Source organism: Marivibrio halodurans (genome assembly GCF_017963645.1).
GTDB classification, from domain to species: domain Bacteria; phylum Pseudomonadota; class Alphaproteobacteria; order UBA8366; family Aestuariispiraceae; genus Marivibrio; species Marivibrio halodurans.
The window spans coordinates 25,541-38,053 of the sequence record NZ_JAGMWN010000001.1 but is presented as its reverse complement, the minus strand read 5'-3'; the positions used below and the strand labels follow the sequence as shown (position 1 = coordinate 38,053).

Genomic DNA, 12,513 nt, shown 5'->3' with positions numbered 1-12,513 from the left:
GATCCCCGATTTCTCGGGCCCTTACGTGACAGGATAATACCTCACGCTTTCGCCCACGCACACAATACCGATAAAATGCGCCCCAAGTTGTAGCGAGTTTATAGCGACATGGAGCCGGTGTCACTGTGACCACGGTCACAAGCACGGGCGCGGATGAGCGGGATGGCGTCGGCCGTTCTTGCGCCATCCCCCGATGCACCGCTACAAGCATGGGGTGGAGTGTCGGCGCGAGGGGGCTTGAACGCTCGTCGGACAGAGGGGGTAGCGCGTGCTTACGCGACGTGTCCGCCGCGTCATGGTGGCGGCGGCCGCAATTGGGTTCGTGTCCACGGCGCCGGCCGATGCCCGGCCGCTGGACGATGAACTCGCCCGTTTATTGAGCGGCAACCCGGAAATCCGTGCCGCCGCCAATGAATGGCGCGCGTCCCGCAAGCGCATCGATCAGGCGGAGTCCGCCTATATGCCCTCCGTCACAGTCACCGGCGACAAGGGCTACGAGAATATCGACAACCCCGCCCGGCGCCTCGACCCCGGCGAGAATTCCAGCCTGACCCGCGAGAAGGTCACGCTGGAGATGCGCTACAATCTCTTCGACGGCTATGCCAGCGACGCGGGCTTCGAGATCGCGACGGCGGACGCGACGCTCGCCCGGCTCAATCTGCGCGCCGTCCGCCAGCGGGTGATCTTCGAGGGGTTGAGCGTCTATTGGCGCGTGCGGCAACTGAACCGCCAACTTGAAATCCTGGAACGTCAATTGGCGGCGATCCAACGCCAGACGGACCTTCAACGCCAACTGGTCGATCAAGGGACCGGCCTTGCCATCGATAGCCTCTTGGCCGAGGGGCGCCTGCAAAACACCACGAACGAACGCATCACGCTTCAGACCGAGTTGGTCAACGCGGAAGCGGAGTATGAACGCATCTTCGGCGAGCCGCCCGACTATCGGAGCATGACGGCCCCGCCCGTGGTGCGCGACCGGCTTCCTCCCGATCTTCAGACGGCGATCGATCGCGCGCTCGGCCAGAACCCGAACATCGAGGCCGCGTCGATCCAGATCGACCGCGCCCGGGAAAGCCAGCGCCAGGCGGAATCCGGCTGGTATCCGGAACTCAATCTGGTAGGCACCGCGAATTGGGAGAACAATGTCGATGCGACGCCCGGCATTCGCCGTGACCTGTCGGTCGTTCTACGCGGCACGTGGCAAGTCTTCGACGGGTTCGCGACCGATTCGGCGAGTCAGGCGGCCGGCTATCAGAAATCGGCCGCCCAGGATCGCAATCTGCAAACCCACCGGGCGATCGAGGAAACGGTAAAGCGCGCCTGGAACACGCTGCGGCTCAACCGGGACGCGATCCAGACCGGGCGCCGGCTGCTGGAGATCACCGAGGAGGCCGTGGCCGCGCGCCGCGAACTGGTCGAGGCCGGACGGGAAACGCAGCTCGTCCTGTTGGACACCGAGATCGAGCTGTTCCTGCGCCAGCGCCAGCTCATCGCCTTCGAGACGCAAGCCCGCCTCTCCGCCTACCAACTGCTGCTGGCGATCGGGGAGTTGACCCCGGACCGCGTCGGCATGACCGCCTATGTCTTCCCCGAGGACGACAAAACCCTGCAATAGGCCATCCCCACCGGATGGGTCTCGCGGGCACCAGCGAGGGCTGGCCCGCCCGATCCGGCGTGCGTGGCTCTATCGTCCCGGGGGTGGGCTACCCTTCGATTGCGATATCGTTCGCCACGCCTGAAACGGGAGGATACGCCCTTGGCCAAGGAATTGCCGCAGTCGGTCGATGTCGCGATCATCGGCGGGGGCGTCGCCGGCGCCTCCATCGCCTATCACCTGACGAAGATCGGCATCACCGATGTCGCGCTGTTCGAGCGCAAGCAACTGACCTGCGGCACCACCTGGCACGCGGCCGGTCTGGTCGGGCAGTTGCGCGCGACGCGCAACATGACGGAACTCGCCAAATACACCTCCGAACTCTTCGCCGAACTGGAGGCGGAGACGGGCCAGGCCACCGGTTTCAAGCAGAACGGCTCGATCAGCCTCGCGCTCACCGACGCCCGCTTCGAAGAGTTGAAGCGCGGCGCCTCCATGGGCCGCAATTTCGGGCTCGAGGTCGAGGTCCTGGGCCCCTCGGAGGTCGCGACGCTCTATCCCTCCGTCTCGCTCGACGGCGCGGTCGGCGGCGTCTTCCTGCCGAAGGACGGCCAGACCAACCCGATCGACACCACGGCCGCGCTCGCCAAGGGCGCGCGGATGCGCGGCGCCTCGATCTTCGAGGAGACGGCCGTCACCCGCATCCTGGTGGAGAACGGCCGCGCCGTCGGCGTGGAAACCGCGCGGGGCCCCGTGCGCGCCGGCACGGTCGTCATCTGCGGCGGCATGTGGTCGCGCGATCTGGGCGGCGATATCGGCGTCAGCCTGCCGCTGCACGCGGCCGAGCATTTCTATATCGTGACGGAGCCGGTGCCGGGCCTCTCCACCGACCTGCCGGTGCTGCGCGTCCCCGATGAATACAGCTATTACAAGGAGGATGCGGGCAAGATCCTGCTCGGCTGCTTCGAGCCGGAGGCCAAGCCCTGGGGCATGGACGGCATCCCGAAGGATTTCTCCTTCGACAGCCTGCCCGAGGATTTCGACCATTTCGAGCCGATCCTGGAGAAGGCGGTGGAGCGCATGCCCGCCTTGGCGGAAGCCGGTATCCAACTCTTCTTCAACGGGCCGGAGAGCTTCACGCCCGACGACCGCTACCTCGTCGGGGAAACGCCGGAGGTGCGCGACCTCTTCGTCGCCTGCGGCTTCAACTCGATCGGCATTCAATCCTCCGGCGGCGTCGGCCGGGTGATGGCCGATTGGATTCGCGACCGGCACCCGCCGATCGATCTGTCGGACGTCGATGTCCGGCGCCTGCATCCCTTCCAGTCGAACCGGCGCTATCTGCGCGACCGCACGACGGAGACGCTGGGCCTGCTCTACGCCATGCATTGGCCGCATCATCAGATGCGCACCGCGCGCGGCGCCCGGCGCGGGCCGCTGCATGAGCGTTTCCTCGCCGCCGGCGCGGTGATGGGCGAGGCCATGGGATGGGAACGCCCCAACTGGTACGCGCCCGACGGGGTGGAGAGAACCTATCGCTACAGCTACGGCCGCCAGAACTGGTTCCCGCACGCGCAGGCGGAATGCGAGGTGACGCGCGATGCCGTCGCGCTCTACGATCAGACGAGCTTCGCGAAGTTCCGGGTGCAGGGGCGCGACGCCCTCGCCGTCCTCAACCGTCTCTGCGCCAACGACGTGGACAAGCCGGTCGGGGCCCTGACCTATACCCAATGGCTCAACGCGCGCGGCGGGATCGAGGCGGATCTGACCGTGATCCGCACGGGCGAGAACGACTTCCTGGTCATCACCGCCGCCGGCGCGCAGGTGCGCGATCTGGCCTGGCTGACCCGCCACATCCCGTCGGACGCGCATTGCTTCGCCACCGACGTGACATCCGGCATCAACCAGATCGCCTTGATGGGGCCGAACAGCCGGGCGCTGCTATCCACCCTCGCCCCCGATACCGACTGGTCGACGGCCGCCTTCCCCTTCGGCGCAATGCGCGAGATAGAGATCGGCTATGCCAAGCTGCAGGCAGGCCGCGTCTCCTATGTCGGGGAATTGGGGTGGGAGCTCTATATCCCCGGCGAGTTCGCGGCCCATGTTCATGACACGATCCTGGAAGCCGGCGCCGCGCACGGCCTGCGCCATGCCGGCATGCATGCGATGAACGCCTGCCGCGTGGAGAAGGGCTTCCGGCATTGGGGACACGATATCGCGGACGAGGATTCGCCGCTTCAGGCCGGGCTCGGCTTCGCGGTCGCCTGGGACAAGCCGGGCGGCTTCATCGGACGCGACGCCCTGCTCACCCAAAAGGAGGCGGGCGTACCGACCCGGCGTCTGGTTCAGATCATGCTGGAGCAGGACGACGCGGCCACCCCCCTGATGCTGCATGAGGAGCCGATCCTGCGCGACGGCGCGATCGTCGGCGCCACCACCTCCGGCGCCTGGGGGCACCGCTTGGGCAAGAGCCTCGCCATGGGGTATGTCGCCTGCCCGGACGGCGTCACCAAGGATTGGCTGGAGGCCGGGTCCTGGGAGGTGGAAATCGCCTGGGCGCGCCATCCGGCGAAGGTCCAGTTGCGCCCCTGGTACGACCCGAAGAGCGAACGGATGCGGGGATAGACTAACGTCGCCCTTCCCTTCGCCCACCGAAGCGCCTATTTCCTGTCACGGTCGTATCGACTGGACGAGGGAAAATCCGGCTGATGAGCACGCAATCCTTGGGCGCCGATCTCCCCGGCGGGAATGGCGGCGGGACCGGCGCGTGGGGCGATCGTTTCGATCTGCCCTATCGGGTGCTGTCCGGCGACGATTCGGACGAGCGCGCCTGCGAGGCGATCCCGGACGGTCAATGTTCGGAGATACCGCGCAACTTCACGCTCAACGCGCTGAACGGCGCCTGCTCCAAGCTGGCGGAGCAATTGGCGAGTCCGGGTTTGGTTCTGCCCTGGCTTCTTACGGCCGCCGGGGCCCCGGCCTTCTTCGCCACCGTCATCCCGGGAATTAAGCAAGCCTTCTCCCTCGCCCCGCAAATGGCGGTCGCGGGCCTGATCCGGGCGCAGGCCTGTAGAAAATGGGTCTGGGTCGCGGCGGGAACGGTACAGGCGGGAACCATGGTGCTGATCGCCCTGGCGGCCGAATCGCTTGATGGGGCGATCGCGGGCGCGACCATCGTCGGGCTTTTCGCCCTGTTCAGCCTGATGTCGGGCGCCGCATCGGTCGCCTTTCAGGACGTCATGGGCAAGACCATTCCGAAGGGCCGGCGCGGCCGCTTGCTCTCCGCCCGCGCGACGATCGGGGGTATCCTGGTCCTGATCGCCGCGGCGGCCTTGAAATTCGGCGTCGACGACGGGGCCGCCATCGCGATGCCGCTGGTGCTCGGCGCCGCGGCCCTATGGGTGGCGGCGACCCTCGCTTTCGCGGGGATATCGGAACTGCCGGGATCGACCGGCGGCGGACGGTCGATGGCGCAGTCGCTGCGCGCCGGTCTCGCCCTGATGCGCGAGAACGCGCCCTATAACCGTTTCGTCAAGGCGCGCGCGCTACTGCTCTCCATCGAACTCGCCATGCCGATCTACGCCATCCAGGCCGCCAATCTCTATGGCCATGGGGCGGGAGCTCTGGCGCTCATGGTGTTCGGCGTGGGGCTGGCGAACATCGTCTCCAGCCCGCTCTGGGGGCGACTCTCCGACACGGCCCCGCAAAAGGTGATGGCGGCGGCGGCCGCCGCCGGGGCTTGCGCCGCCTCGCTCGCCTTCGTGATGGAATTCATCGTCGGCCCGGACCCGGCCTGGAGCCTTTGGCTCTATACCGGCGTCTTCATTTTGCTCGGCATCGCGGAATCGGGCGTGCGCCTCGGCCGCAAGACCTATCTGGTCGATGGCGCGCCGAAGGACGAAAAGGCGCTCTACGCCGCCTTCGCGAACAGCGCCGTCGGGCTGATCGCGCTCTCGGCCTTCCTGGTCGGATGGCTCGTGGAATCGGGAGGAATCCTGGTGGCCGTCGCCGCGGCCGGCGTCCTGGCGTTGATCGCCGCCTTCCATGCCCGTGCGCTGCCCCACCCCGAAGCCATGGAGCGCGCCGCGCGGTCCTAGAGCGCCGCTCGGTCCTGGATACATGTTGGTTCCATATGGAGCCGCCCGAGAGCGCTTTCTCCAGGCTCCCGGTCAGGAGGGGCGTGCAGGCGATATGGGTTCATCGTCAAGCGGCCTCGACGCGGTCCGGGGGCTCGGGAAACGATCCAAGGCGGCGTATCAGGTTACGCCATATGGAAGCATCACACTCTTGGAACGAAGCGCGATTTCCGTGTCTTTCAAACGTATTGGAAGGCTGCTAGCTTAACGGGGATCATTTGCCGGGACGGCAATTTCGATCGCACCATGGATGGATCGGGGCAGGAGGGCGCTGGTCGGCCGAAAGGTCGGGCTGCGCGTAACATTGTACCGTCCCGGTATGATCCGGGACAAACGGCCACCGGATCACGGAACCCTTGAGCAAAGACCTTGAAAAGCTGAGCCGCGAAGAGCTCATCACGTTGATTCACGACATGCGAGCCCGCCAGGCTTCCGACAGCGAGGCCAGTGCGCGCGCCGCCTTGCTCGACGCGGCGATGGATGCGATCCCGGCAGCCATCTCCGTCAAGGACGAGGACGGCCGCTATCTCGTCATGAACCGGGCCGTCAGGGAGCTTCTGGGCGTGTCCGAGCACGGCGCCATCGGCGGTCGGATCGAGGACCTGGTTCCCCGGTCGCTCGCCCACGCCATTCGGCAAGCGGATCGTCGCATCCTGTCGGGAGAGACCCTGCCCGCGACCTTCGAGCAAAGCTTCGCCCCCAGCGGGGACCCGGTGATGGTTCGCACCTCCAAGGCGCCGCTGCGCGCGCCCGGCACCGACGAGGTTGTCGGGGTGGTGACGATCTCCATCAACGCGATCGATATGGATATCGACGCGGCGCGGCTCGACGCGCTGATCCGCTCCGTCCCCTTCCCGCTCTACTTCAAGGATCGCGAGGCACGCTTCACGGTCGCCAACCGCGCGTTGCTGGAACTCTATGGCGCGCCCACGGACAATGTCGTGGGGCTGACCTCGGCCGAAGCCTTCGGGGCGCCGGGTCATGAATATGTGGACGAGGATTTGAGCGTCCTGCGAACGGGGGAAACCTTCACGCGCGAAATCACGCTCGCCGGGAAGCAGCACATGGTTCTGAAGTTTCCGGTGCGCGACAGCCACGGCCATCTGCTCGGCGTCGGTGGAACGGAGCCCTCGATCGCCGACCTGAAGGAGATGGAGGAGGCGCTGACCCTCGCCAAGACCGAAGCGGAAATGGCCAACCGCGCCAAGAGCCAGTTCCTGGCCATGATGAGCCACGAACTACGCACGCCGCTCAACGCCATCATCGGTTTCGCCTCGATCATGCGTGATAGCGTGATCGACGACCTCAGCCTCGAACAGCATCGGGACTACGCCGCCGACATCGCGGCCTCGGCATCCCTTCTGCTGGAACTGATCAACGACATGCTGGACTTGTCCAAGGCGGAGGCCGGGACGCTGGATCTGGAGAAGGACGTCTTCGACGCCGCCGCTCTCGTCCGCCGCTGCATCGAACTGGCGGAGCTTCAAGGGAACCGGCATGTGCCGATCCGAACCGAACTGCCGGATGACCGCCTCGTCGGTTATGGCGACGAACGGCGTATCCGCCAAGTGCTGAGCAACCTCATTCACAACGCCCGGAAATTCACCGAGAACGGCGAAATCGTCGTCCGCGCGCATCGCGAGCCAAAAGGCGCGGTGACCTTCATGGTCAAGGATACCGGAATCGGGATCGAGCCTTCGGACCTGCCGGGCATTACCGAGCCCTTCTCCCAAGGCACTGTTTCCTTCAAGCGTCGGGCGGAGGGCGCGGGCCTCGGCCTCTGGCTGTCCCGAACCGTGGTCGAGGCGCATGACGGCGTGCTCGATATCGCCAGCCAGCCGCGCGTCGGAACCACGGTCCGTTTTTCCCTACCGCCCCGCCCGGAGGCGAAGGGGCAATAAAACCCCATCCGCGCCCGGCAATGCTGCCTTAGGCGTTGTCGACGCCAACCGCCTTGGCTTCCAGACGATAGGCGTGCAGCAGCGGCTCGGTATAACCCGACGGTTGGCTCGTCCCCTTGAAGATCAGGTCGGAGGCCGCGCGGAAAGCCACCCCATCGAAACCGGGGGCCATCGGGATATAGGCCGGGTCGCCCGCGTTCTGTCGATCGACGATCTCCGCCATCTTGCGCAGGATTTCGCGCACCGTCGCCTCGTCGACCACCCCATGATGCAACCAGTTGGCGACATGCTGGGCCGAGATGCGGCAGGTCGCGCGATCCTCCATCAGGCCGACATCGTTGATGTCCGGCACCTTGGAGCAACCGACCCCCTGATCGATCCAGCGCACGACATAGCCGAGGATGCCTTGCGCGTTATTCTCGACCTCGCGGCGGATCTGGGCGTCGGTCCATTTGCGATAGCTGGCCAACGGAATATCCAGAAGCGCATCGACCAGCGCGCGCCGCCCGCCCTTGGCGAGACCCCGCTGCACCGCGAAGACATCGACCTGATGGTAATGCAGCGCGTGCAGCGTCGCCGCCGTCGGGCTCGGCACCCAGGCGCAGTTGGCGCCGGCCTTCGGATGCTCGATCTTGGCTTCCAGCATGGCCGCCATCTTGTCCGGCATGGCCCACATGCCCTTGCCGATCTGCGCCTTGCCGGAAAGACCGCATTCCAGGCCGATATCGACGTTCTGATTCTCGTAGGCGGCGATCCAGCCCTTCTTCTTGATCTGGTCCTTGCGGCTGAAGGGACCGGCCTCCATCGAAGTATGGATTTCGTCGCCCGTGCGGTCGAGGAAGCCGGTATTGATGAAGGCCACCCGGTGCTTCGCGGCACGGATGCATTCCTTCAGATTGACGCTGGTGCGCCGTTCCTCGTCCATCACGCCGAGCTTGACGGTATAGCGCGGCAGGCCCAGCACCGCCTCCACATGGCTGAAAATCTCGTCGGAGAAGGCGACCTCCTCCGGCCCGTGCATCTTCGGCTTCACGACATAGACCGAACCCACGACGGAATTGCGCGGGCCTTGCGTCTTCTTCAGATCGTGGATCGCGATCAGGCTCGTCACCATCGCGTCCATCAGCCCCTCGAAAACCTCATTACCCGCGCCGTCGCGGATCGCCGGGTTGCGCATCAGATGGCCGACATTGCGCACCAGCATCAGCGCCCGCCCCTTGACCGAGACCGCGCCCGAGCCGTCCGGCGCGGTGAAGTCCGGATCGGGGTTGAGGCGGCGCGTGATGGTCTTGCCGCCCTTCTCCAGCCGTTCCTCCAGATCGCCCTTCATCAGGCCGAGCCAGTTGCGATAGGCCAGGACCTTGTCCTCGGCATCGACGCAGGCGACGGAGTCCTCGCAGTCCATGATCGCGGAAACCGCGCTCTCCAACCGCACATCGGCGAGGCCCGCGCGGTCGCGCTTGCCGATCGGATGCTCGCGATCGAAGACCAATTCCACATGCAGGCCGTTGTTGCGCAGCAATACCGCATCCGGCGCGTCGGCCGACCCGCGATAGCCGACGAACTTCTCCGGCTGGTCGAGCGAATGGCCGTCGACCGTCAGCGCCCCGCCCTCGACCGCATAGGCCGTCGCGCTCGAATGGCTGATCCCCTCGACCGGGAAAGCCTGATCCAGGAACACCCGCGCGCGGGCCACGACACGCGCGCCGCGCCCTTCGTCATAGCCGCCGGCGGGCGGCGGCGCCCCCATGGCGTCGGTACCGTAGAAGCCGTCATAGAGGCTGCCCCAGCGCGCATTGGCGGCGTTCAGCGCATAGCGTGCATTGGTGATCGGCACCACGAGCTGCGGGCCGGGCACGGTCGCGATCTCGGGGTCGGTATTGGCGGTCTCGATCGAGAAATCCCCGCCTTCCGGCAGAAGGTACCCGATTTCCGTCAGGAACGCCTTATAGGCCTCGTGATCGTGGGCGCGGTCGCGATTTTCCAGATGCCATTTGTCGATCGCGGCCTGCAATTCATCCCGCCGGGCAAGCAGTTCGGCATTGCGCGGTCCGAACTCGTCCACCAGCCGCGCGAAACCGTCCCAGAAGGCTTTCGGATCGACATCGGTGCCGGGCAGCGCCTCCCGCTCGATGAAGGCGGCCAGTTCCTCCGCCACCTTGAGCGACGCCCGCTCGACATAGGGTCCGGTATCAAGCTTCCGGTCGGTCTCTCCCATGGGTGCCCCCTTTTTCAATTCAATCGACTTCTTCGGTCGGTCACGTTCTTATCAATTTGATCACGCGACACGTCCGCGCGCGGCCCGGTAAAATCAAGGCCGCACCCCGCATAGTCAAGCGTTCGTGGGGTCCTCGGGACCGGAAGGCTCAGCCCGACGCCTTCTCCACCACCCGGTCCGCGATGGCGAGCGAGGCGGTGAGGCCCGGGCTCTCGATCCCATAGAGCGCGACATAGCCGGGCAGCCCGTGATCCTCCGGCCCCTGGATGATGAAATCCTCGCCGGAGCCACCGGGCTTGGCGATCTTCGGACGGATACCGGCATAGCCGGGGATCAGCGCGCCGTCCCGCAGACCCGGCCAATAGCGGCGCACGGCCTCGTAGAAGCTCTCGGCGCGCGCCGGATCGACGTCGTAATCCTCCTGCTCGATCCACTCCACGTCGGGCCCGAACCGTGCCTGCCCCCCCAGATCGATGGTCAGATGCACGCCGAGGCCGCCCGCCACCGGCACCGGATAGATCAGCCGCGTGAAGGGCGCGCGCCCGGTAAGGCCATAGTAATTGCCCTTGGCCAGGAACAGCGGCGGGATGCTGTCGGCCGGCACACCCTCGACCGCCCGGGCCACGCCCTGCGCGCCGAGGCCCGCGGCATTCACCACCAGATCGGCCTCCAGGCGTATCGGGCTGTCGCCTCCCGTCTCGATCGCGATACGCCCATCATCGCCCGCCGCGCCGCGCAGCACCGGCGTGTTGAAGGCGATCATGGCACCGTGATCCTCCGCCTCGCCACGATAGGCGACCATCAGGTCGTGGCTGGAGACGATGCCGGTCGAGCCGGACCAGAGCGCGGCGGTACAGGCGAGGTCCGGCTCCATCGCCGAGGTTTGCGCGGCGGAGAGCATGCGCATCTCCTCCACCCCGTTCGCCTCCGCCTTCGCTAGGATGCCCTCCAGCGTTCCGTTTTCCGCCTCGGAGGTCGCGACGATCAGCTTGCCGCAACGCCGATGGGGCACGCCGCGCGTCTCGCAATAGTCGTAGAGCCGACGCTTACCCTCCAGACACAGGCGATGCTTCAAGCCGCCGGTTGGATAATAGATGCCGGCGTGGATCACCTCGCTGTTGCGCGCGCTGGTGACGGAGCCGATGAGGTCCAGCGCCTCCAGCACCACGACGTCGCGCCCCGCCATGGCGAGCGCCCGGGCGGCCGCGAGGCCCACGACCCCGGCCCCGATCACGACGCAATCGACCCGTTCCGTCTCCATCATGCCGCCATCATTCCCCCATCGATCTCCCGGCGCCGCCCCCGAGAGCCGCCCTTTTCCGCCCGTGCCCTTAGCCCGCGCGCGCTTGCCAAGCAAGGGCGCGCGGGCCACCTTCCGCCTCCAACCCCGCGCGCATCGCCACGCCCAGGCCGATCGCCGCGAGACGAAACCCGAGAAACCGAGGACACCAAGTATGGAACGCGATACCCGCATCACCCATGCCGGACGTACGCCGCGAGACTATAAGGGGGCGGTCAACCCGCCGGTCTATCGCGCCTCCACGGTGCTTCAACCGCATATCGAGGATTTCGAGGCCCGTCGCGGCGAGATGCTCTACGGCCGGTTCGGAACCCCCACGACCCGCGCCCTGACGAACGCCATCAGCGACCTGGAAGGCGCGGCGGAGACGTTCCCCTGTTCCTGCGGCCTCAACGCGATCACGGCGACGATCCTCGCCTATGCCAAACCGGGCGGGCATTTCCTGGTGACGGACAGCGCCTATTTCCCGGTACGGAAATTCTGCGAGGGAATGCTGAAGACCCTGGGCGTCGAGACGGAATATTTCGACCCGAGGATCGGCGGCGAGGACCTCGCGAAACTGATCCGGCCGGAAACTTTCATGGTCTGGCTGGAGAGCCCGGGCTCCCTCACCTTCGAGATCCAGGACGTGCCGGCATTGGCCAAGGCGGCGAAGGCGGCGGGCGTGCCCACCGCCCTCGACAACACCTGGGGGGCCAGCCACTTCTTCCGGCCGATCGAACATGGGGTGGATATCTCCGTGCTGGCCGCGACGAAGTACCATGTCGGCCATTCCGACGCGATGATGGGGCTGATCGCTTGCGCGCCGGACGCGGTGGAGCCGGTCCGCGCCGCCGTCACGCAACTGGGCGTCACGGCCGGCACCGAGGAGGTTTATCTCTGCCACCGGGGCCTGCGCACCCTTTCCGTCCGGCTGGAGCGCCACCAGAAAAACGGGATCGAGGTCGCGCGTTGGCTGGAGGACAGACCCGAAATCTCCAAGGTCCTGCACCCCGCCCTGGAAAGCCATCCCGACCACGCGCTGTGGAAGCGCGACTTCGAGGGGGCATGCGGCCTCTTCGCCTGCGTCGTCAAGGCACCGTCGAAAGCCAAGCTGGTGGATATGATCGACGGCATGGAACTCTTCGGGATCGGGGCCAGTTGGGGCGGCTATGAAAGCCTGATCCTGACCGGCTATCCGGAGAAGATGCGAACCGCCACGCGATGGGAGGCCGACGGCTTCCTGATCCGCCTGCATGTCGGGCTGGAGGACCCGAAGGATCTGATCGCCGATCTGGAAGCGGGGTTGGGCCGGCTGCGCTGACGATCGCCTGCTCGGCGCCCTCTTCCCAATCGGGAATATCTTCGATATGTTTCACTGAACA

At 66.3% G+C, this 12,513-nt stretch carries 7 protein-coding genes; 5 read left to right on the top strand and 2 right to left on the bottom strand.

Translation table 11 applies throughout. From position 1 onward, the window contains the following. Positions 1–268 precede the first annotated feature (268 nt). The 4 genes from KAJ83_RS00165 to KAJ83_RS00150 all read left to right on the top strand — a co-directional run bounded on the left by KAJ83_RS00165 (position 269) and on the right by KAJ83_RS00150 (position 7,631). Positions 269–1,615, top strand: a complete 1,347-nt coding sequence (locus tag KAJ83_RS00165) for a TolC family protein (RefSeq protein ID WP_210680000.1) — start codon at positions 269–271, stop codon at positions 1,613–1,615. A 141-nt stretch (positions 1,616–1,756) separates the two neighbouring features. Further along, positions 1,757–4,219 carry a GcvT family protein gene (locus KAJ83_RS00160; protein WP_246484118.1) on the top strand — a complete coding sequence of 821 codons (2,463 nt, stop codon included), beginning with the start codon at positions 1,757–1,759 and terminating at the stop codon, positions 4,217–4,219. 83 nt (positions 4,220–4,302) lie between these two features. Beyond that, positions 4,303–5,691 (top strand): MFS transporter, encoded by a 1,389-nt coding sequence (locus tag KAJ83_RS00155; protein WP_210679999.1) that lies wholly within the window; start codon positions 4,303–4,305, stop codon positions 5,689–5,691. Between the two features lie 395 nt (positions 5,692–6,086). Next, positions 6,087–7,631 (top strand): sensor histidine kinase, encoded by a 1,545-nt coding sequence (locus KAJ83_RS00150; protein ID WP_210679998.1) that lies wholly within the window; start codon positions 6,087–6,089, stop codon positions 7,629–7,631. A 28-nt stretch (positions 7,632–7,659) separates the two neighbouring features. Here KAJ83_RS00150 and KAJ83_RS00145 read toward each other — a convergent pair whose 3' ends face one another. Together KAJ83_RS00145 and KAJ83_RS00140 are read right to left on the bottom strand one after the other, a co-directional pair. Then, the gene (locus tag KAJ83_RS00145; RefSeq protein ID WP_210679997.1) at positions 7,660–9,849 is read right to left on the bottom strand and encodes a malate synthase G; all 2,190 of its coding nucleotides are present in this window, start codon (positions 9,847–9,849) and stop codon (positions 7,660–7,662) included. 148 nt (positions 9,850–9,997) lie between these two features. Continuing rightward, on the bottom strand, positions 9,998–11,110 hold the full coding sequence (locus KAJ83_RS00140; protein WP_417568565.1) for an NAD(P)/FAD-dependent oxidoreductase: 1,113 nt from the start codon (positions 11,108–11,110) through the stop codon (positions 9,998–10,000). Between the two features lie 193 nt (positions 11,111–11,303). On the opposite strand from KAJ83_RS00140, the gene metC reads away from it, so the two are divergent. After that, positions 11,304–12,452: a cystathionine beta-lyase gene (metC, locus tag KAJ83_RS00135; protein ID WP_210679995.1), complete on the top strand. Its 1,149-nt coding sequence runs from the start codon at positions 11,304–11,306 to the stop codon at positions 12,450–12,452. Positions 12,453–12,513 lie beyond the last annotated feature (61 nt).